Origin of the sequence: Deinococcus yavapaiensis KR-236 (assembly GCF_003217515.1) — a bacterium.
GTDB lineage: Bacteria > Deinococcota > Deinococci > Deinococcales > Deinococcaceae > Deinococcus_A > Deinococcus_A yavapaiensis.
In genome coordinates this window covers 36,017-56,982 of sequence record NZ_QJSX01000010.1, presented here as the reverse complement: position 1 = coordinate 56,982, position 20,966 = coordinate 36,017, and the positions used below count along the sequence as shown (strand labels likewise).

The 20,966-nt window shown below is 66.6% G+C and carries 22 protein-coding genes; 14 read left to right on the top strand and 8 right to left on the bottom strand.

Annotation, left to right across the window (positions count from 1 at the left end; genetic code table 11):
- Positions 1–172 precede the first annotated feature (172 nt).
- The 5 genes from DES52_RS13150 to DES52_RS13130 form a co-directional block, all read right to left on the bottom strand.
- Positions 173–673, bottom strand: a complete 501-nt coding sequence (locus DES52_RS13150; protein WP_146237283.1) for a hypothetical protein — start codon at positions 671–673, stop codon at positions 173–175.
- A 17-nt stretch (positions 674–690) separates the two neighbouring features.
- Positions 691–1,035, bottom strand: a complete 345-nt coding sequence (locus DES52_RS13145; RefSeq protein ID WP_110887283.1) for a hypothetical protein — start codon at positions 1,033–1,035, stop codon at positions 691–693.
- Between the two features lie 208 nt (positions 1,036–1,243).
- Entirely contained in the window at positions 1,244–2,089 is an 846-nt protein-coding gene (locus tag DES52_RS13140) for a 3-hydroxyacyl-CoA dehydrogenase family protein (protein WP_110887282.1), read from the bottom strand.
- A gap of 56 nt (positions 2,090–2,145) precedes the next feature.
- The gene (locus DES52_RS13135; protein ID WP_110887281.1) at positions 2,146–3,723 is read right to left on the bottom strand and encodes a homocitrate synthase/isopropylmalate synthase family protein; all 1,578 of its coding nucleotides are present in this window, start codon (positions 3,721–3,723) and stop codon (positions 2,146–2,148) included.
- A gap of 29 nt (positions 3,724–3,752) precedes the next feature.
- Positions 3,753–4,934: a thiolase family protein gene (locus DES52_RS13130; RefSeq protein ID WP_110887280.1), complete on the bottom strand. Its 1,182-nt coding sequence runs from the start codon at positions 4,932–4,934 to the stop codon at positions 3,753–3,755.
- Between the two features lie 108 nt (positions 4,935–5,042).
- Between DES52_RS13130 and DES52_RS13125 the strand changes: the two genes are divergently transcribed.
- The 7 genes from DES52_RS13125 to DES52_RS13095 all read left to right on the top strand — a co-directional run bounded on the left by DES52_RS13125 (position 5,043) and on the right by DES52_RS13095 (position 10,351).
- Positions 5,043–5,522 (top strand): DUF456 domain-containing protein, encoded by a 480-nt coding sequence (locus tag DES52_RS13125; protein WP_110887279.1) that lies wholly within the window; start codon positions 5,043–5,045, stop codon positions 5,520–5,522.
- Positions 5,513–5,734, top strand: coding sequence for a glutaredoxin family protein (locus DES52_RS13120; RefSeq protein ID WP_110887278.1), 222 nt, complete (start codon positions 5,513–5,515; stop codon positions 5,732–5,734). Before DES52_RS13125 ends, DES52_RS13120 begins: the two co-directional genes overlap by 10 nt.
- 44 nt (positions 5,735–5,778) lie before the next feature.
- Complete coding sequence (locus DES52_RS13115) at positions 5,779–6,687, top strand: prolipoprotein diacylglyceryl transferase (protein ID WP_110887277.1); 909 nt, start codon at positions 5,779–5,781, stop codon at positions 6,685–6,687.
- A complete protein-coding gene (gene glmU / locus DES52_RS13110) occupies positions 6,680–8,131 on the top strand; it encodes a bifunctional UDP-N-acetylglucosamine diphosphorylase/glucosamine-1-phosphate N-acetyltransferase GlmU (RefSeq protein WP_110887276.1) in 1,452 nt (483 codons plus the stop codon). Before DES52_RS13115 ends, glmU begins: the two co-directional genes overlap by 8 nt.
- A 91-nt stretch (positions 8,132–8,222) precedes the next feature.
- The gene (locus tag DES52_RS13105; protein ID WP_110887275.1) at positions 8,223–8,393 is read left to right on the top strand and encodes a twin-arginine translocase TatA/TatE family subunit; all 171 of its coding nucleotides are present in this window, start codon (positions 8,223–8,225) and stop codon (positions 8,391–8,393) included.
- An 8-nt stretch (positions 8,394–8,401) separates the two neighbouring features.
- Positions 8,402–9,163 carry a twin-arginine translocase subunit TatC gene (gene tatC / locus DES52_RS13100; protein ID WP_110887274.1) on the top strand — a complete coding sequence of 254 codons (762 nt, stop codon included), beginning with the start codon at positions 8,402–8,404 and terminating at the stop codon, positions 9,161–9,163.
- A 93-nt stretch (positions 9,164–9,256) separates the two neighbouring features.
- Positions 9,257–10,351 carry a bifunctional 3-deoxy-7-phosphoheptulonate synthase/chorismate mutase gene (locus tag DES52_RS13095; protein ID WP_110887273.1) on the top strand — a complete coding sequence of 365 codons (1,095 nt, stop codon included), beginning with the start codon at positions 9,257–9,259 and terminating at the stop codon, positions 10,349–10,351.
- Positions 10,352–10,411: 60 nt separating this feature from the next.
- Here DES52_RS13095 and DES52_RS13090 read toward each other — a convergent pair whose 3' ends face one another.
- Entirely contained in the window at positions 10,412–12,571 is a 2,160-nt protein-coding gene (locus tag DES52_RS13090; protein ID WP_110887272.1) for a diguanylate cyclase domain-containing protein, read from the bottom strand.
- Between the two features lie 128 nt (positions 12,572–12,699).
- Between DES52_RS13090 and DES52_RS13085 the strand changes: the two genes are divergently transcribed.
- From DES52_RS13085 to kynU, 5 genes are all read left to right on the top strand, one after another.
- On the top strand, positions 12,700–13,893 hold the full coding sequence (locus tag DES52_RS13085; protein ID WP_110887407.1) for an FAD-dependent oxidoreductase: 1,194 nt from the start codon (positions 12,700–12,702) through the stop codon (positions 13,891–13,893).
- A gap of 38 nt (positions 13,894–13,931) precedes the next feature.
- Positions 13,932–14,126, top strand: a complete 195-nt coding sequence (locus tag DES52_RS13080; protein ID WP_110887271.1) for a hypothetical protein — start codon at positions 13,932–13,934, stop codon at positions 14,124–14,126.
- Positions 14,114–15,118 (top strand): phosphotransferase family protein, encoded by a 1,005-nt coding sequence (locus tag DES52_RS13075; RefSeq protein ID WP_110887270.1) that lies wholly within the window; start codon positions 14,114–14,116, stop codon positions 15,116–15,118. Before DES52_RS13080 ends, DES52_RS13075 begins: the two co-directional genes overlap by 13 nt.
- A 110-nt stretch (positions 15,119–15,228) precedes the next feature.
- Positions 15,229–15,834 (top strand): cyclase family protein, encoded by a 606-nt coding sequence (locus tag DES52_RS13070; RefSeq protein ID WP_110887269.1) that lies wholly within the window; start codon positions 15,229–15,231, stop codon positions 15,832–15,834.
- Positions 15,831–17,015, top strand: coding sequence for a kynureninase (gene kynU, locus DES52_RS13065; protein WP_110887268.1), 1,185 nt, complete (start codon positions 15,831–15,833; stop codon positions 17,013–17,015). The genes DES52_RS13070 and kynU overlap by 4 nt, the downstream gene beginning before the upstream one ends.
- Positions 17,016–17,069: 54 nt before the next feature.
- Here the strand turns inward: kynU and DES52_RS13060 are convergent, their stop codons facing one another.
- The gene (locus tag DES52_RS13060; RefSeq protein WP_110887267.1) at positions 17,070–17,480 is read right to left on the bottom strand and encodes an acyl-CoA thioesterase; all 411 of its coding nucleotides are present in this window, start codon (positions 17,478–17,480) and stop codon (positions 17,070–17,072) included.
- Between the two features lie 17 nt (positions 17,481–17,497).
- Positions 17,498–17,773: a 4a-hydroxytetrahydrobiopterin dehydratase gene (locus tag DES52_RS13055; protein WP_110887406.1), complete on the bottom strand. Its 276-nt coding sequence runs from the start codon at positions 17,771–17,773 to the stop codon at positions 17,498–17,500.
- Positions 17,774–17,960: 187 nt separating this feature from the next.
- On the opposite strand from DES52_RS13055, the gene DES52_RS13050 reads away from it, so the two are divergent.
- Positions 17,961–19,979, top strand: coding sequence for an elongation factor G (locus tag DES52_RS13050; protein WP_110887266.1), 2,019 nt, complete (start codon positions 17,961–17,963; stop codon positions 19,977–19,979).
- Positions 19,980–20,099: 120 nt separating this feature from the next.
- A complete protein-coding gene (locus DES52_RS13045; RefSeq protein ID WP_170131046.1) occupies positions 20,100–20,957 on the top strand; it encodes a CAP domain-containing protein in 858 nt (285 codons plus the stop codon).
- Positions 20,958–20,966 lie beyond the last annotated feature (9 nt).

The following is a 20,966-nucleotide window of genomic DNA, read 5'->3' as shown; positions in this document are numbered from 1 at the left end:
GCATATCCTCGCATGGCGCGCGGCAGGAATGAAAAATGAAAGACGCGATATTGTGCCGCGAGCCTTCCCTTTTCGGAGGCGCCGTGCCTAATGACTGACAGCAGCAGAAGTTGGTTTTCGGCTGCTGATGCTGGGCCAAGGAACGAGCGTGCAAGGTGACGCGTAGAGATCCTTACGCCTTCTGCTGACAAACCATGATCCGAGAAAACGCCCTCAGATAGTGAACCAGACCGTCGACACGCAGGAAATCGAACCTCATCCCCTTGAGAATCCAGTCCCGCACCGTCACTCGGTCCTGCGCATGAAACACAAACCGAGTCGGGGGCCAGAGATCCGATGCATCAAACACCTCCCTTCCTGCACCTCGCTCGAACGCGAACAACAATCCACCTTCGTGGGCCGTGACGCGAAAGCTATGTCGGTCTCCGGGAACTTGATACCGACCCTCGTACTCCACGAGCTCATCCTGCCTCAAGGTCAACCAAGCCGGTTCCTGGGGCTCGTCGTGCAGGACATGCTGGGAAAACCATTCCAACAACGCACGATTCATCTCCATGCCCCCAGCAGCGTTCGTCATCGACGCGAAAGCCATCCCGAGCTTCGGGATCAAGGCCAGTACTGCTGTCTGCCCTCCCATAGAACCGGCATGCGACACCACCTGCACGCCGTTCACCAGGGCCACGTTCCACGTCAGTCCCACCCAGCGCCCGTCCGTCGTCTCTCGTTGGGGTGCAGCAGAGCGGCCATTCCTTGCTCACTCAGGAGTCGTTCTCCCTGGGCGTTGCGTCCATCGCCGAGCATGAAACGAGCGAACTTCATCAGGTCGTTCAAGGAGCAAGCCAGCCCAGCGAAAGGCGCGGCATTGCGGGGAAGGTTCCAGGGTCTGGCGACCACCGTCCGATCGTTCTGCCGGACGTGACCGACAGAAAGCTGCACGGCGTTCACGGCGTGCTCGAAGGTGGGCTGGTAAACCTTGGCAGTGCTGGTGAGTGCCGTGATGATCGACAAAGACTTCCAGTTCAGCTTGGTCTCCACAGTAGGAGCTTGTCCGCAGGGCGCCCACGTCTTCACTTGAGAGGTCTACAGGTTAATACCTGACTCGTCATCAGAAAAAATAAGATCAACCATGAGAGTACAAGTGAAATTAATCACGATAGTCGAGCGCGTGAAATTTTTATTTCCTCGGAAAGGAGAGGATTGCGTGAAGCAGCCCTCCCCTTTTCACAACACAGATAGAGCCAGTTCAGGCCGTGCCGTACGTATAAAAGCCGCGCCCGCTCTTGCGACCCAGCAAGCCCGCTTGAACCATCTTGCGCAGCAACGGCGACGGACGGTACTTGTCGTCACCCAGGCCGCGATGCAGCACCTCCATGATCGCCAGGCAGGTGTCGAGACCGATGAAATCTGCCAGCGTCAACGGTCCCATCGGGTGGTTCATGCCGAGCTTCATGATTCCGTCGATCGCCTCGGGTTCCGCCACGCCTTCCATCACGCACTGAATGGCCTCGTTGATCATCGGCATCAACACTCGGTTCGACACGAACCCGGGAAAGTCGTTGCACGACAAAGGCGTCTTCCCCATCCGGCGCGCCGCGTCGACCACGAACGCCGCCGTCTCGTCGCTCGTCGCGTATCCACGAATGACTTCGACGAGCGCCATGAGCGGCACGGGATTCATGAAGTGCATGCCGATGAACCGCTCCGGGCGACCCGACGCCGTGGCGAGACTCGTGATCGGAATGGAGGACGTGTTGCTCGCCAAAATACCGCTCGGCTGAACGATCCGGCCGAGGTCGGCGAACAAGGCCTTCTTGACGGCCTCGTCCTCGACGATCGCCTCCACCACGACGTCGCACGCCGCGAAATCCTCCAGGGCCGTCGTGAACGAGACGCGCCCGATCACGTCCTCGGGCGTCGCGTCGAGCTTGCCTTTCTCGTGGAGTTTCGCCAAGGACCGTTCGATCACGGAACGGCCGCGCTGCAAAAAGCGCTCCTCGACGTCTCGCAGCACCACCGTGAATCCCGCCTGAGCCGCCACTTGCGCGATGCCCGCGCCCATCTGTCCCGCACCGATCACGCCGAACTTCATGTATCACCTCGAACGAAACCGCCAAGCGAACGCTTGGCGGGAAGAAACGAAACTCCTCACGGGGAAACCACTGTCTGACCTTGCAAGCCGCTCAGTCCGTACTCAACGCCGTCCAGCAGCGACGTCCACGCGGCCTTGACGAGATCACGGTCGATACCGACCGTCGTCCACTCGCGCTCGCCGTCGCCGAGGGTCGCGACGACGCGCACTTTCCCTCGACCCAAGTTGCGAACGCGCGCGCCGAGGAACCGCATCGCCGTGCCGCGCTCGCGCGTGTCGGGCACGGCTTGCAACGCCGCGACCAGCACGAGGTAGAGCGTCTCGAGCGGCTCGGCGCCCTCGGCGGCGACGTACACGCTGTCCGCGCCGACGCGCACGCGCAGGCTCGCCTCCACGACCGTCTGGTTCGCGCCGCGAATCACCTCGAACAACCGCAGTCGCTCCACCGCCAACGTCGCGGTGGCGCTTCCCGTGAGGTGCGCGAGACGAAGCTCGAGGCTCGCCGAGGCGTCCTCGTACGTGTACCCTTGATCCTCCAAGCCTTTGAGAACGGCGAGGATGTTCGCGTTCGCGGCGCTCGACACGCTGAGGTCGACGCCGTACGTTCGCGCGACTTCCGCCAGGTACGTGGGGCGCGTGAGGCCCGGCAGCAACAACCGTCGTTGGTTGCCCACGCTTTCGGGCGCGATCGCCTCGTACGCTTCGGGCGCGCTCAGAACGGCCGCGACGTGCGTTTGCGTCTTGTGCGAGAAGACCTTGCGGCCCACGACGGGCTTGTGGTCCATCTCGTCACCGAGCCCGACGATCTCGGCGACTTTGCGCGCGACCGAACTCAAGCGGGCGAGTTGCGCGTCAGTCACGACGTCCACGCCCATCTTGAGTTTCAAAATCGGCAACAGCGCCGTGAGGTCCGTGATGCCCGACCGAGCGGCGTAGCCGTTCACGGTGCCTTGCACGTGCGTCGCGCCCGCCGAGAGACCCGCGATGGTGTTGCCGAGCGCGAGCCCGAGGTCGTTGTGAAGGTGCAGCCCGACCGTGCGGCCCGTCGCGATGCCGAGGGCGGCGCGCACGCCCTCCTGAACGAGGTCGGGCAAGCTCGCGCCGTTCGAGTCGCCGAGCGACAGAATGTCGGCGCCCGCCTCGACCGCCGCGTGCAAGTTCGCCAGTGCGTATTCGCGGTCGGCGCGAAAACCGTCGAAGAAGTGTTCGGCGGTGAAGATCACCTCGCGCCCTTCACCTTTCATCATCGAGACGGAGTCGCGCAGCATCGCGAGGTTCTCCTCGCGGGTCGTGCCGAGCACCTTCTCGACGTGCAGCGTCCACACCTTGCCGTACAAGTGCACGACCGGCGCGCCCGACTCGAGCAGCAACGCCATGCCGCGGTCGCGCGTCACGAGCGTTTCGGGGCGGCGCGTCGCGCCGAACACCGTGAGTTTGGCGCCGAGTTGCAACTCTTCGCCCGCGCGCCGAAAGAACTCCAGGTCGCGCTCGAACACGAGCGGCCACCCACCTTCGAGGTACTGCACGCCAAGGGAGTCGATGAGGGGCGTGACGCGCAGTTTGTCTTCGATGGTGAGGTCGATGCCCTCGGCGAGGGCGCCGTCACGCAACGTCGTGTCGAGAATCGTCAGCATGAGCCAAGCTTACTCGGGAAGTGTCCTTGTCAACCGAGGCGGCGCACGAGCAGCGCGAGGCCGTTGCCGCCGCCCATGCACAGCGTCGCCACGCCCGTTTCCCGGTCGCGCTGCTGAAGCGCCGCGAGCAGCGTGACGAGGATGCGCGCGCCGGAAGCGCCGATAGGATGACCGAGGGCCACCGCGCCGCCGTTCACGTTGACGTTGGCGGTGTCGAGGCCGAGATCGCGCGACACGGCGAGGGCTTGCACGCTGAACGCCTCGTTGAGCTCCCAAAGATCCACGTCCGACACGCCGCGGTTCGTCTTTTCCAGCAGCTTGCGCACGGCGGGTACGGGCGTCATCATCACCCACGCGGGATCGAGGCCCGACGACGCGCTCGCGACGATTTCAGCGAGGGGCGTGAGGCCCAAGGCGAGGGCGCGCTCCTCGCTCGTGACGAGCAGCGTCGCCGCGCCGTCGTTGAGGCCCGGCGCGTTGCCCGCCGTGACGGTGCCGTCGTTCGCAAAGGCGGGCTTGAGCTTGCCGAGCGCTTCGACGGTGGAGTCGGCGCGCGGTCCTTCGTCTTGAGTGACGAGCGTCGCGCCTTTTCGGCTCGTGATCTCTATGGAAACGATCTCGTCGTCGAAGCGTCCGGCGCGTTGCGCGTCCACCGCGCGGCGGTGGCTTTCGAAGGCGTACGCGTCTTGCTCTTCGCGGGTGATGCCGTAGTGACGCGCGACGCGCTCGCCCGTGAGTCCCATGCCTTCGTCGGTGATCGAGCACCACAAGCCGTCGTGGGTGTTGGCGTCGATGACTTGAGCGTTGCCCATGCGGTAGCCGCTGCGCGCGCCGGGCAGCAGGTACGGCGACGTCGACATGCTTTCCATGCCGCCCGCCAAGACGACGTCCGAGTCGCCCGCGCGAATCGCTTGGGACGCGAGGATCACCGCTTTGAGGCCGCTGCCGCACACGCGGTTGATGGTCAGCGCGCCCGCCGAGGACGGAACGCCCGCGCGCATCGCCGCTTGACGCGCCGGATTTTGCCCGCTGCCCGCGCTCACGACCTGCCCGAGAATGACGTCCTCCACGACCGCCGGATCGACGCCCGCGCGTTGCAAGGTCGCCCGCGCGGAAGTCGCGCCGAGGTCGATCGCCGACTGGGAGCTCAAGGCGCCGAGGTATTTGCCGATCGGCGTCCTGGACGCCGAGACGATCACGACTTTCTTCACGACGGGAGTCTAACATACGTTAGGAAGGCGTCGTCGATCGAGGAATTCAAGGAAAATCCCGCGAGGCTTCGCAACTTCTAAGGTGGGCGCCGCGTAGGGTGAATCGTTATGAGCCTCGCCCTCACCGTGTTCCTCGTCGCCTGGATCGCCGGGTTGATCGGAACGTTCGTTCCGGTCGTGCCCGCCACGCTCATCATCTTCGTCGGGACGGTGGCCGCCACGTGGATCGACGGCTTTCAATGGTACGACTGGCTTTGGCTGGGCGGCGTCGGCGTCGTCACGGTGCTGATCTCGCTCGTCGACAACGTCACGTCCGGCTGGGGCGCGCGCCGCTTCGGCGGATCGAAGTCCGCCATGTGGGGCGCGGTGATCGGTTCGGTCGCCGGAATCTTCTTGCCCTTCGGCCTCGTCCTCGGCCCGCTCGGCGGGGCGTTCCTCGCCGAAATCGCCGTGGAGCGACGCTCGCTGCCCGACGCGGCGCGCGCCGCGTGGGGCACGCTGCTCGGTCTGCTCGCCGGAATCGCCGCGAAGTTCTTCTTGCACGTCCTGATCGGCTTGGTCGAAATCGCGAGGCTCGTGTGGTTCTGACGCTGTACGCCCGCGACGGCTGCCACTTGTGCGAGCAAGCCGAGGACTTGCTGACGCGCCTGAGCGTCGCGTTCGAGCGCGTCGGCATCGAAGGAAACGCGACCTTGGAGGCGAAGTACGGCTGGGACGTGCCCGTGCTGACGAGCGGTGAGCGCGTCCTCGTCAAGGGCGTGTTCACGCGCGCGCGCGTGCAAGCCGCCCTCGAATCGTGAAGGAACTCTTGCTCCTTTCATGTCGGGCTGTACACTGAGGCGTCATGGATCCCGTCGCATTCAGCATCTTCGGCTTGTCCGTCGCGTGGTACGGACTTCTCATCACGGCGGGCATCGCCGTCGGCTGGGTGATCGCGTTGCGCTTGGCCCGAGCGCGCGGCCTCAATCCCGACTTGTTCTCGGACATGGCCTTCTGGGCGATTTTGTGGGGCGTGATCGGCGCGCGCCTCGTCTTCGTCCTCACGAGCCCCGGCTTGTTCTTCAAGCACGACAACCTCCTCACGAACCTCGTCGAGGTCATCAACATCCGCCAAGGCGGCATCTCCATTCACGGCGGCCTCGCCGCGGGCCTGCTCGTGCTGCTTTACTACGCTCGGCGGCACAAGGTCAACTTCTACTCGTACGCCGAACTCATGGTTCCCGGCGTCGGGCTCGGCATCATCGGCGGTCGGCTCGGCAACATCATGAACGGCTCGGACACCGTCGGACGCATCACCTCGTGGCCCGTCGGCTTCGTGTGGCCCGACTGGGCGCGCGGCTTCCACGACGCGATGTGCAACCCCAACGCTCAAGAAAACCTCGCGACGTACTGCGTGCAACGCGCCGCCGGCCTCGTCATGCCGCAACCCGTGCACTTCACGCAAATCTACGGCGTCATCATCGGCATCATCGTCACCATCGCGAGCTTCTACTGGTTGCGCTCCAAGATTCCCGGCTGGGCCTTTTGGCAATTCTGGTTGTGGTACTCGCTGCTGCGCGCCGGTTGGGAAGAGACCTTCCGCCTCAATCCGTTGACGTGGAACGTGTACCTCAGCGAAGGGCTCGGCAAGTCCGGCGTCGGGCTGTTCACCTTCACGCAACTCGCGTCCATTCCGATCGTCGTCATCTCGATCGTCATGCTCGTTCGCCTCGCGCGCCGACCGCGCGAAACGATGGAGGCGCGCCGTGCCTGACCGCCTTCTCGACGTCGTCATCCTCGCCGCCGGTCAAGGCACCCGCATGAAATCCAAGCGCTCGAAGATGCTGCACGAAGTGCTCGGACGACCCATGATCGCGTGGTCGACGAAGCTCGCGCGTGACCTCGGCGCGCGCGACATCGTCGTCGTCACCGGGCACGGCGCGGCCGAAGTCGAAGCGATCCTCGCGCGTGAAGGCGTGCGCTTCGCGCGGCAAGGCGAGCAGCTCGGCACCGGGCACGCGTTCTTGATCGGCGCGCGCGAACTCGCGGGCGGCGCGGACGTCCTCGTGCTGTACGGCGACTCGCCGATGCTCGCCTTGGGTACCTTGCGGGCCTTGCTCGAACGGCACCGCGCGCACGGCGCGGGCCTCACCGTCTTGACGAGCGAGCTCGCCGACGCCACCGGGTACGGCCGCATCATGCGCGCCGAGAACGGCACGGTCGAACGCATCGTCGAGGAAAAGGCGGCGAACGCCGAAGAGAAGACCATCGGGGAATTCAATTCGGGTGTGTACCTTATGGACGACCGATCCGTCACGCTCGCCGAGCGCATCGAGAAGACGCCGCCGGCGGGCGAGTACTACCTCACGGACCTCGTCGCGTTGTACCGCTCGATCGGCGCGAACGTCGACGCCTTCAAGATCGAAGATCCCGGCGAGGTCATGGGCGCCAACGACCGCGTGCAACTCGCCGAGCTCGAGCGTCTCATGCGCGCGCGCGTCAACGAGGCGCACTTGCGCGGCGGCGTCACGATGCACGACCCGGCCACGACGACGATCGAGGACAGCGTCGAGATCGCGCCCGACGTCATTTTGGAAGCGGGCGTCATCCTGCGCGGCGCGACGCGCGTCGAGACGGGCGCGCACATCGGCGCGTACAGCGTCGTGTGCGACTCGTTCGTCGGCGAGGACGTTCACGTCAAGCCGCACAGCGTACTCGAAGGAGCGCGCGTCGAGGCGGGCGCGAACGTCGGTCCGTTCGCGCGCCTGCGGCCCGGCGCCGTGCTCGAAGAGCACGCCCACGTCGGGAACTTCGTGGAAGTCAAGAACGCGCGGCTCGGCCGAGGCGTGAAAGCCGGGCATCTCGCGTACCTCGGCGACGCGGACATCGGCGAGGACACCAACATCGGAGCGGGCACCATCACCGCCAACTACGACGGCTTGAACAAGCACAAGACCGTCATCGGACGCGGCGTGTTCGTCGGCAGCAACACCACGCTCATCGCGCCCGCCACGCTCGGAGACGCCGCCTTCGTCGCGGGAGGCAGCGCCGTCACGGGCGACGTTCCCGAAGGAGCGCTCATCGTGGCGCGCGGCCAAGCGAAGATCGTGCCCGGTTGGAGCGCGCGTTACTGGAGCAAATCCCAAGGCGCGCTCAAGGCCAAGGGCGGCTTTCTCGCCGATTGGCTCGCTCGGCGCGCATCCACGCCGAGTGAGTGACGCGTACAACAAGGTGTGGCGTGACGTTCGCCGTCAACGCACAGTCGCCGACCCATCCGCGCGCTAGGGTGACGACACAGGAGGACTTCCCATGCCTTTCGGACCGCTCGAACTTATCATCATTTTGGTGCTCGTCGTCGTCTTTTTCGGAGCGCGCAAGTTACCTCAGCTCGGCAAGGGCCTCGGGCAAAGCATGCGTGAATTCAAGAAAGGCATGAACGACGACGAAGCCACGCCCGCCGCCAAGAAAGACGAGGCGTAACGAAGCGAATGGCGAGGAGTCCCGTCAAGAAGAACACGGCCGAAGCGCCCCTCTTCGATCACCTCGAAGAGCTGCGAACGCGCATCGTCATCTCCATCGGCTACTGGGCCGTCGGAATGGGCGTCGCGTGGTCGTACCGAACGCAGTTGCTGGCGTGGTTCGAAGCGCCCATCCACCGCGCGTCGACCACCGTGAACATCGTGGTGATGCAACTCACCGATCAACTCATCATGAGCCTCAACCTCGCCTTCTGGGGCGGCCTCGCGCTCGCGTTGCCGTTCGTGTTGCATCAAGTGTGGCTGTTCGTCGCGCCCGGCTTGTATCCCGAAGAGCGCCGCTGGGCCGTGCCGTTCGTGATCGGCGCCGGCCTCATGTTCGGATTGGGCGTCATCTTCGGGTACTACGCGCTCTTGCCGAACATGGTGCCGTTCTTGCTCGACTTCCTCGGCGGCGGCGTCACCGTCAACCTCGACGTCGCCAAGTACATCGGCACGATCATCGCCTTGCTCGTCGCCCTCGGCGCCGTGTTCGAATTGCCCGTGCTGTCCTTCGTCCTCACGAAGATCGGCATCGTGAACGCCCGCCTCCTCGGGCGGCTTCGCAAAATCGCCTTCGTCGTCATCCTCCTCGCCGCCGCCATCATCACGCCGACGCCCGACCCGTTCAACATGATGATCGTCGCCCTGCCCGTGTACGTGTTGTACGAACTCGGCATCATCATCTCGAGGCTCGCCGCGCCCCGAGACCGCCTCGTCGCCAGCGACGCTTGAGAAACACGCGAAACCAGCGAAAGCTGGACAACTTCGAGCAGTTGACTATTCCGCGCACGACGCACCGTCGTGCGCGGACCTACACTGAGCGCCATGCAGACCATCGAAGAACTGCGCCGTCAAATCGACGGGATCAACCACGAACTGCTGGCGTTGCTCAGCAAGCGCGCCGAGATCGTCGCGCAAATCGGACGCATCAAGAGCCTCGAAGGCAAAAGCCAAAGCCACTACGACCCCGTGCGTGAAGAGCAGCAACTGCGCGACCTCGAAGCGCGCAACCCCGGCCCCTTCTCGAACGCCGTCATCAAAAAGATCTTCACGGAAATCTTCCGCGCCAGCCTCGACCTCGAGGAAAGCAACGACAAGAAGCAGTTGCTCGTGTCGCGCAAGGTGAGGCCGCACGACACCACGCTCAACATCCACGGCGTGCGCGTCGGCGGCGGCGCCGCGCAAGTCATCATGGCCGGGCCGTGCGCCATCGAAAGCGAAGAGCAGATGATCGCCACGGCGCGTCACCTCGCCAGTCGCGGCGTGAAGTTCTTGCGCGGCGGCGCGTACAAGCCGCGCACGTCACCGTACGGCTTTCAAGGCATGGGCGTCGACGGCCTCATCATCGGCTCGTCCGTCGCGCGTGAATTCGGCATGCAATTCGTCACGGAAGTCATGGACACGCGCGACATCGAAGTCGTCGCCGAGCACGCCGACGTCTTGCAAATCGGCGCGCGCAACGCGCAGAACTTCTCGTTGCTGCGAGAAGTGGGCCGCTCGAAGGTGCCCGTGATGCTCAAGCGCGGCCTCAGCGCCACCGTCGAAGAGTGGCTGTACGGCGCCGAGTACATTCTCAGCGAAGGCAACGAGAACGTCATCTTGTGCGAACGCGGCATTCGCACGTTCGAGAAGTGGACGCGCAACACCCTCGACCTCAGCGCCGTCGCCCTCGCGAAGCAAGAAACGCACTTGCCCGTCATCGTCGACGTCGCGCACGCCGCCGGACGCCGCGACCTGCTCATTCCGCTGGCGCGCGCCGCGCTCGCCGTGGGCGCCGACGGCGTGTACCTCGAAGTGCACCCCAATCCCGCCACGGCCCTGAGCGACAACGAGCAGCAACTCAGCTTCCACGACTTCGACGCGTTCAACGCGGCCATCGCGCCGTTGCTGCGCCAAGAAGTCGCCGTGAGCGCCGACTGAGCGACGTCTTGCGAGGCGGGGGACGGTGACGTCCCCCGCCTTGTTGATTGTCGCGCCGCGTCACGGAACGTCACTGAGGCGCTCGGAGCCACGCGTGCGCGACAAGGCCGCCACGGCGAAGTTCGACAAGGCTTGCGCGAGGCGCTCGTCGTCGTCCGTGAAAGGCCGCGACGCGTCTCGAACGGCGACGAGGACGCCGTGCTCGTCGAGGGGAATCGCGAGGACCGCCTCCGCCTTGCCCGTCCGGACGATCGCGCCGCTCGACAACGCCGCCCACGCGGCGCCCGTGCCGCGCGGCATCTTGAACTTGCCGCCACGCCCACCGAGGATGTCGCTTCGCAGCGTGTCCTCCACGGGGTCGTACCGCAAGTACGTCACGCGCGTCGTGTCGAACAGCGCGCGCGCATGCTGCGTCAAGACCAGCGCGGCGTCCTCCAACGTCCGCACCGGCCCGAGAGCCACGCCGACGTCCACGAGCGCCTCGAGTTCCGAACGGCGTCGCCGCTCTCGCTCACGACGCGCGCGCGCGCCGAGGAGCGCCCCGATCTGCACGGCGAACTCCGACGCGACGACGTGCGCGTCGGGCCCGAAGGCGTCGAAACGCACGAACGAATCGAGGTTGAGGTGCGCGACGACGTGCCCGTCCACCACGATGGGCAAGCACAGCGTCGCCTGCACGCTGTTCGTTCGACTCGCCACGTCCGGCAAGTCCTCGAAGTCGCGCGCGTCCGCCAAGGCGCTCGCGGCGTTGGCGGCGCGCGCCGCGACGCGCTCGCCGTGCAACACCCTCGGCGAACCCGCGCGCCACTCGGCGTCCGAACCGCCGTACCAAGCGAAGCGTTCGCCGACCGATTGCCGACCGTTCACGACGTCGGGCGTCAAGCCGTGCTGCGCGACCGTGCGGAACTCGCCGCCGTCGAGCACGTCGAGCGTGCCCGCGTCCGCGCCCGGCACGCTCGTCACGGCTCCGTCGAGAAGCGCCGCCCACTCGTCGAGCGTGACGTCGCGCTCGCTCTGAAGCGCCGACAACGTCGCGCGCACCGTGCGCCACAACGACCGGCGCGCGCTGAAATCCGTCGCGCCCGGCAGCACTTCCTGCGTCGTCACGCCGCTCGGGGTGAGCGTCGAGGCGCGCGCCGCGATCGCGAGGCGATCGCGGCCGCTCGTCTTGGCGAGGTACAACGCTTCGTCGGCCCGGCGGTACGCGTCCGCGCCCCGCTCGTGCGCGGCGCGCCTCGCCAACCCGCCCGACAAGGTGACGCGAACGCCGTGGGCGGGCCCGTTGGGCGCGTCGCGCACGCTCGACACGAGGCGACGCGCGACCACGAGCGTTTCCTCGCTCGACGTCGTGCGCAGCAGCACCGCGAACTCCTCGCCGCCAAGCCGAAACACGCCGTCCTCCTTGCGGACGGTGTCCGAAAGCCGACGGCCGATCCAGCGCAGCACGTCATCGCCGACGTCATGCCCGAACGAGTCGTTGACGCGCTTGAAGTGATCGACGTCGAGCAGCAGCAACGACTGCCCCGCCGGAAGCGACGAAAGCGCTTCGTTGAACGCTCGGCGGTTGGGCAAGTCCGTCAAGGCGTCCGTGAACGCTTGCGCTCGGTACGTCGCGCCGAGTTCCAGCAAGCGCAAGCGCGAATCGATCACCGCGAAGCTCAGCGCGAGGCCGAGTACGCTGAGCGCCACGACGAGGACCGTGTACGCCGTCAACATCACGAGGTTCGCGTGCAGGCCGCTCGCGCCGGGAAACAGCCCGGCGGCCGTTCCGGTCACGACCAGCGCGCCGAGCAGCAAGAACGCCAGCGAAAAGCGGCGCCACGCGCGAGGACGCCACGCGCGAAGGTCGCGCGCGAGCGGTTGCGCCCACACCGAGATGGCGAGCACGCCCAGCGCGACGTAAATCGAGTACGTCGCGCCCGGCCCCCCGATGCCGAAACGAGCGGCGAGAATCACGGCCGCGACGGGCGCGCCCCACGCCAAGCCGTACCGCAAGGTGATCAACGCGATGGGAACGTAGCGAAGGTCGAGGCGCACCCCGGGTTGCCCTTCGACGGAGGCGAGCATCAACACCACGCCGGACACGGCCGCGAACCCCGACAGCCAAAAGCGCGTGCGGCGATCGTGCGACAACGGCCACGCTCGAAACGCGAGGCTGCCCAGAAAGGACAGCGTCACGAGCAGTGACAAGTTGAGTGCCAGCAGACCCAGGGTGAACACGAGACTCCGACCTCGAGTTTACACGGTCCTCATGAACTTCGCCGTGACGCCGCCTCGTGCTGCATGCGACCTTGAGATCGCCTCGGTGGATACACCGAGCGGCGGCGTCGCCGCCGAGAATGCCGAGCATGTCGGACGTGTGCGTCGTCGGAGGCGGACCGGCGGGAATGATCCTCGCGTTGCTGCTCGCGCGCCAAGGAATCGACGTGACGGTGTTGGAAGCCGCGCGGAACTTCGATCGTTCCTTTCGCGGCGACACGCTGCATCCCGCGATCTTGGAGCTCATGGCCGACCTCGGGTTGGCCGACGACTTGCTCGCCTTGCCGCACACGCGCGCGCGCGGCGCGCGCTTCATCTCACCGCAGAGCACGCAAGTCGTCGCCGACTTCACGACGCTCAACACGCGCTACCCGTACCTCGCCGTCATGAAGCAAGCGCGCTTCTTGGAGTTCTTGCACGAACGCTTGCGAGCGTTTTCGCACGTCCGTGTGCGCTTCGGCGCGCGCGTCGAAGGCCTCACCACGCGTGACGGGCGCGTCACGGGTGTCACCGCCCGCACGGACGACGGCATCATCGACGTCCCGGCGACCCTCACGGTCGGCGCGGACGGCCGCTTCTCGAAAGTGCGCGACCTCGCGAGCTTGCCGTTGCACGTCCACTCGCCCGGGCAAGACGTGTTGTGGTTCGCGCTGCCGCGCCGTGCAAGCGATCCCAGCGGCTTCGTCGACTTGTACCTCGGCGGGCCGCACTGCATCGTCACGACCGACCACGGCGAACGCTGGCAAGTCGGGTACTCTATCGAGAAAGGATCGTACGCGCGCGCCAAGGCGGCGGGCGTGACGGCGTTGCGGCGCGCCGTGGAGGAGACCATTCCGTGGCTCGCCGACCGCGCGTCGCTTCTGACGGACTGGCGGCAAGTGCAGCTCTTGTCGGTGCAAGTGGCGCGCGCGCCGAGGTGGCACCGTGACGGCTTGCTGCTGATCGGGGACGCCGCGCATCCGATCTCCCCCATCGGCGGGCTCGGCATCAACATGGCCGTGCAAGACGCGATCGCCGCCGCCAACCGCCTCTCCGCACCGCTTCGCGCGGGCGCGCTGCGCGAACGGCACCTTCGCAGCGTGCAGCGAGCGCGCGCTTGGCAAATCGCGGTGTTGCAAGCGCAGCAAGTCGTGGAGGAACGCGAAGTCATCACGATTCACGGCGGGGCGACGCTGCACGTGCCGATGCTGGCGCTACGGATGTTGCACCGCCTTCCCGGTTTGCGGCGCGTGCCCGCCTACATCACCGCGTACGGATTGCGGCCCGAGCGGTTGCGGCGCTGAAGCGCAACTTTCGGGTGGCCGTTCGCGTACATTGAGGCATGAGCAGCTTTTCCGGAGGTGGCTTCAGTTTCGGTTCGCACTCGCACTCGTCCGGGCATCACCATCACCATCATCGCTCGCACGGCGGATATCGGCGCGCGTCGCACCGTCGCAGCTTCGGTTGCGCAGTGTTCCTGGGGCTCTTCGTGAGCACGGCCGCCCTCATCGGCGGCGCGGTGATGTGGCTCGCCTGAACGTCTCGCTCGCCGTTCGGACCGCCGCTCGCGCTTTGAGCGGCGGTCCGATCGTCACGGCGCGTCACATTCCTCGGGCGCTGCGCTCCACGTTCGGTTCCGTCGAGACGCTCGACGGTTGGAACGGCGAGACGGCGAGTTACGCGCGCGCGCGCGCCGACGGCGCGCCGCCCTTGTTCGTGAAGTATCGCCGCGCGCTCGACTTCGACGCGCGGGCCTTCGCGCGCTTTCAACGTGAAACGCTGTACTTGCGCGCCTTCGCGCCTCGCGTGGACGTGCCGCACGCGGCGTTGCTGCACGCGGCGAGCGACGACGCGACGCGCAAAGCGCACGTCGTGCTGCGCGACCTCACCGACGAGACGCGCGGCTGGGGCGACCTCGACGAGCGCGAACGCCTCGCGAAGCTGCCGCACTTCACGGCGATCGTCGCGCGGTTGCACGGCGCGTGGGCCGGGCACGCCGCGCTGAGCGAACACCCGACCTTTCCGTGGGCGCCCGTGAAAGTCGCTGAGAAAGCCCGAGCGGCGTTGGCGCGCGTCCCGGCGTTCGGCGTGCCGAGCGATATCGAAGCGGCCGCCAAGCGCTTGCGCGCCCCGAACGCGTTGGAGACCTTGCTGAGCGCGCCGACCATCGCGACGATGACGCACGGCGACTTGCACTTCGGCCAAGTGCTGTTCTCCGAGCGGGGCGCGTACCTCGTCGATTACCAGCACGCGGGCGTCGCCCCGCTCGGATTCGACCTCGCGCACCTGCTGGGCTTGCGCTTGTCGCTCGTGGAACGCCGCGCCCTCGAAGACGAAGTGCTCGCGGCGTACGCGCGCGCCCTGGAGCCGTTCGGCGTGAAGCCCGACTTGCACGCGGAGTTGCGCGTCGGGGCGATTCTCAACTTCGTGGCGATGTGGCGGCGAAGCGCGCGCGAACCGTCCGAAACGTTCCGCAATCTGCTCGTGCGCGCGGGCGTGCTGCTGCACGACGTCGGCGTCACGACGTGATGCAGAAGGCGAGGTCCGCGAAGAGCACGACGGTCGGCGACGTCCTTCACGCGGACCTCGCCACGCCGACCGCGTGAAGGACGTCGCCGCGCAGCCGTTACACTGGCGGCATGCGTGATGTCACTCGTCAACTCACGCCCGGCCATCCCAACTGGCCGGGCGACGAACCGTACCGTCTCGAACCGCGCTTGCGCATCTCGGGTGGCGACGCCGTCAACACGGTCCTCATCGCGACGAGTTCGCATACCGGCACGCACGTCGACGCGCCCTTTCACTACGACGACGCGGGCTTGCAATTGCACGAGGTGCCGCTGAGCGTGTGGGTCGGGCCGTGCCGCGTCTTGAGCGCGACCGGTTTCGACGTCGTTCCCGCCAGCGTCCTCGACGGCGCGGGCGATCTGCCCGAACGCGTGCTGCTGTACACGGGACAACCCGCGCGTTGGGAGACCTTTCCGACGACCTTCTCGGCGTTGTCGCCCGAGTTGATTCGCGCGCTCGCCGAGCGCGGCGTCAAACTCGTCGGCACGGACGCGCCGAGCGTCGATCCGCTCACGAGCAAGACGCTCGACGCGCACATGGCGTGCAAGGAGGCGGGCGTGTTCATCCTCGAAGGTCTCGACCTCGACGGCGTCGCGCCCGGCGCATACGAACTCGTGTGCCTGCCGCTGCCGCTGTGGGGCGGCGACGGCGCGCCCGCGCGGGTGATCTTGCGATGAGGCGCGGCGACTTCGCGACGCCGCGCGGCAAGATCTACCTCGACGGCAACTCGCTCGGACCGCTGCCCTCGCGCGCCAAGGAAGAGTTGCTCGCGCGGCTCGACGAGTGGGAGCAGCGCGCGGTGGAAGGTTGGGACGCCTGGTTCGACTTCGCCGAGCGGTTGTCGCCGTCCCTCGCGCGCCTCGTCGGCGCGAGGGACGACGAGGTCATCGCGACCGGTTCGATCACCTCGAACATGCACGCGCTTCTGGCGACGTTCTATCGACCTCAAGGGCCACGGCGGCATCTCGTGGCGACGAGCCTCGACTTTCCGTCGGACTTGTACGCTTTGAACAGCTGGGCCGAGCGCGAAGGCGCGGAAGTTCGCTTGATTCCCAGCCGCGACGGGTACACGCTGCACGACGACGACGTCGACGCGGCGCTCGCAGGCGACGTCGCCCTGGCGTGGCTGCCGACCGTGCTGTACCGCAGCGGGCAACTGCTCGACGTTTCCCGCTGGACGCGCGTCGCGCACGACCGCGGTCTGCTGATCGGGTGGGACGCGGCGCACTCGGCGGGCAGCGTGCCGCACGCCTTTCACGACGACGAGGTCGACTTCGCCGTGTGGTGCCACTACAAGTACGTCAACGCCGGACCGGGCGCGCCCGGCGGTCTGTTCGTGCACGATCGGCACTTCGACCGCGTGCCGGGCCTCGCCGGATGGTGGGGGCACGACAAGGCCTCGCAGTTCGAAATGGCGCCGACGTTTCGCAAAGCGCGCGGCGCGGGCGCCTTTCAAATCGGAACGCCCAGCATCCTCGCGCTCGGCGCGCTCAAAGGAGCGCTCGAAGCGTTCGACGAGCTCGGCATGACCGCGATTCGCGGGCGATCGCTCGAACTCACGGCGCACTTGACGCGCCTCGTCGACGAGGTCCTGCCGGAAGTGCGCATTGTCACGCCGCGTGAAGCGGCGCGGCGCGGCGGGCACGTGGCGCTCGCGCATCCCGAGGCAGGAGCGTTGTCGCTCGCGCTGCGCGCGCGCGGCATCGTTCCCGACTTTCGAGAACCCGACATCCTGCGCCTCGCGCCCGTCGCGCTGTACAACGACGAGGCGGACTTGGAGCGCACCGTGCGCGTCTTGCGCGACTTGCTCGACTCGGGCGCGCACCGAGACGCCGTGGCGGCCAGCCTCGTGAAGTGACGTCCGCCGAGTGAAGATCGGCGTGGCCGCGTCGGCGTCCTCGAGGAAGGTTCGTCACGACGCGGGCACGCCGAACGCCGCGAGCACTTCGGGCGCGGCGGCGCGCGGACGTTGACGCACGGGGTCGAGCCACACCCACTCCGTCTCACCGCTCGCGACGAGTTCGTCGCCGCGGCGCAGTTCGTACGCGCGCCACGCCCGCGCGCCCTGCACTTTGAAGATGCGCGTTTCGATCGTCAGCACGTCCCCGAGAAAGGTCGGCTTGAGGTACTTGATGGTCGACTGGCGCGCCACGGGCACGCAGCGCAGCGTCGACAAGACTTCGAGGCCCATGCCGACGCTGCTGGCGTGCGCGCGGGCCACGCCCTCCATGAACTGCAGGTACACGACGTTGTTGACGTGACCGAGCTCGTCGATGTGCGAAGCTTCCACGGTCACGTCGTGCGAGAAGCGCGAACGATCCACCGAGGAAGCCTAGCACTTCACTCGTCGAACAGCGCGTTCACTTCGAGGGCGGCGCGCACGTCGAGGTTCGTCACGCCGCCCGCCGAGTGCGTCACGAACGTCACCCGCACCTTCTTCCAGGCGATCGTCAGCGCGTCGGGATGATGGTCGCGCTTCTCGGCGAGCAGGGCCACGCGCAGCGCGAAGGCGACGCCCGCCGCGTACGACGAGCACGAGAACTCACGGGAAATGCCGGACGCGTCGCCGCTCCAGCCGCTCGGCAACGACGAGAACTCCTCGGGGGAAAGGGTCATGGCCTCAGTGTTCGCGCGGAGCCGCGAAGGCACCGTCGCCTCGGGCACGCTCGCTTCGCGGCGGTCAGACTCGGCGCGGGGTTCGACGCCAACTCGAAGCGCGCGGTGTACACTTCACTCACCACAAGTGCCTCCAAGTCAGCTTTTTGGCCCGTCGCCTTCTTTCCTGTGTTCGCGAGGTGGTTCGATGCGTGTTCGGAATGTTTCGATCATCGGTCATAGCGGCGTCGGTAAAACGAGTCTCACGGAAGCGTTGCTGGCGAAAACCGGGGCGCGCGAGCGAATGGGCCGCGTCGAGGACGGCACGACCGCGTCGGACTTCGGAGAAGCCGAGCGCAAGCGCGGCATTTCCATCACAACGTCCGTGCTCAAGATCGAGCACGAAGGCGTCGTCATCAACGTGCTCGACGCGCCGGGCTACGCGGACTTCGTGCGTGAAATTCGCGGAGCGATTCGCGCGGCGGACTCCAGCCTCGTCCTCGTGAGCGCCGTGTCGGGCGTGGAAGTCGGCACGGAACGCGTGTGGAATACCGCCGAGAACTTCAACATGCCGCGCATCATCGCCGTGAACAAGATGGACCGCGAGCGCGCTGACTTCTACGCGGTGCTCGCCGACATTCGCACGAGCCTCAAGGGCCCGGCCGTCGCCGCGTACCTGCCGATCGGGCGCGAAGCGGGCTTCGGCGGCGTCGTCGACTTGCTGGCGCGCAAAGCGTACACGGCGAGCGCGAGCGGCGACGTGCCGTCGGACATGACGGACATCGTCGAGGAGTACCGAACGACCCTCGTTGAAAGCATCGTTGAAACGGACGACGCCCTCACCGAAGCGTACCTCGCCGACGAGCCCATCGACGACGAGGCGTTGCAGGCGGCGTTTTTGCGGGCGGTGCACGGCGGATTGCTGTACCCGGTGCTGCCGATCTCGGCGTTCTCCGGCGTGGGGTTGTCGTGCCTGCTGCACCTGATGGCTCAAGGGCTTCGCTCGCCGCAGGAACGCGGCGCGCTCACGGGCGTGGACGGGCAAAAGCGCGAACCGACGGACGACGAGAAGTTCAGCGCCCGCGTGTGGCGCACGACCATCGATCCGTTCGTCGGGAAGATCGCGTACGTGAGGGTGTGGAGCGGCGTGCTCAAGGCGGGCGACACGATTCGCAACACGACCGTGGGAGCGGACGTGCGACCCGCGCACTTGTACGTGCTCAACGGCAAGGACCTCGTGGAAGTCGGCGAGCTCACCGCCGGCATGATCGGCGCCCTCACGAAGATCGCCGACGTGCACACGGGCGACACCTTGTGCGATCCGAACGCGCCGATCGACTTCGGTCCGCTGTACTTGCCCGACCCCGTGATGAGCGTCGCCGTGACGGCCGCGACGCGGGCCGACGAGGACAAGTTGGGCGCGGCGATGTCGAAGTTGCTCGAGGAAGATCCGACGCTGCACTTCGAGCGCAACGCCGAGACGGGCGAATTGATTTTGTCGGGCATGGGCGACACGCACCTCGAGATCGCCATGGAGAAGCTCGCCATGATGGGCGTGAAGGTGAGCGGGCGCACGCCGAGAATCGCGTACCGGGAAACGGTGCGGGCGGTCGCGGAAGCGCAAGGCAAGCACAAGAAGCAGTCGGGCGGACACGGGCAGTACGGTGATTGCTGGCTGCGCGTCTCGCCGAGCAGCGAGGACTTCGAGTTCGCATCGGAAATCGTCGGCGGCGTCATTCCCAGCAAGTACGTTCCGTCGATCGAGAAGGGCGTGGAGGAAGCTCGGCAAAAAGGCGCGCTCGCCGGGTACCGCGTGCAGAACGTCAAAGTCGTCGTGTACCACGGGTCGTATCACGACGTGGACTCTAGCGACATCGCCTTCAAGACCGCCGCCGGCATCGGCTTTCGCGCCGCCATGGAAAAAGCGCGGCCGACCTTGCTCGAACCGATCGTGACGCTCAAGGTGCGCGTACCCGCGCAATTCACGGGCGACGTCATCGGCGACTTGCAAACGCGCCGCGCACGCGTGCAAGGCATGGAGCCCGAAGGAACGGTCATCACCATCTCGGCGGTCGTGCCGCTCGCCGAGATTCAAACGTACAGCGCGGACTTGCGTTCCATGACGGGCGACCGAGGCGGGTATTCCGTCAAGCCCGCCGGGTATCAGGAAGTCCCGGCGAACGTCACCGAGAAAATCGTGACGGCGCGCAAAGCCGAACTCGCCTGAAGCGAGGGGTGAGAGGAACGATCTTCGTGAGCGCCCCTCTCACGCCCGAGGACCTCGGGATGAGCGTCCTCAAATTTTTCATAGAATCCTCGGATAAATCCGCGCTTTAATAAGGTGCTTATGAAGCGCCCTTTCATCCTCCTTGGACTCGCCTTGTCCTTGGCCGCGTGCAGCACGGCGACCTTGCCGCTTCCGACCGCCGGAGCGCCTGTCGACCGCATTGCCGCGCAAGCCATCGGCTCGACGATCACACTCGTCGCGGGCACCTCGACGCAAATCAACCTCACCATCAACGGTCAACCCGCGCAACCGGGCCAACTGCAGTGGACCACGTCGAACGCGGCCGTCGCGACGGTCACGCAAAGCGGTTACGTCACGGCCGTCGCGGCCGGAACGGCGGTCGTGCGCGCGACGCTCGTCGCGGCGCCCAGCAACTTCTTGGACATTCCAGTCGTCGTGACGGCGCCCGCGAACGCGCCAGCCCCGGCTCCGGCTCCCTCACCGACGCCCACGCCCACGCCGACGCCAACCCCCACTCCCACGCCGTCGCCCACTCCGAGCGACTTCGAGCAACGCGTTCTCACGCTCACCAACCAAGCGCGCGCGGTCGCGCGCGTGTGCGGCACGGAGAGCTTCGTCGCCGCGCCCGCCCTCTCGTGGAACGCCAACCTCGCGACCGCCGCGCGCAACCACGCGGCGGACATGGCTGCGAAAAACTACTTCTCGCACACCTCCCTCGACGGACGGACGTTCGTGCAACGCGTCGTCGCCGCCGGGTACACCGGGTACCGCACGCTCGCCGAGAACATCGCGGCAGGTCAAACGACGCCCGAGCAAGTCGTGCAAGGCTGGCTGCAATCGCCCGGTCACTGCCGCAACATCATGAACGCGTCGCTGCGCGAATTGGGCGTCGGGTACGTCTACAACGCCACGAGCACCTACAAGCACTACTGGGTTCAAGACTTCGGCGCACGCTGACCGCACTTC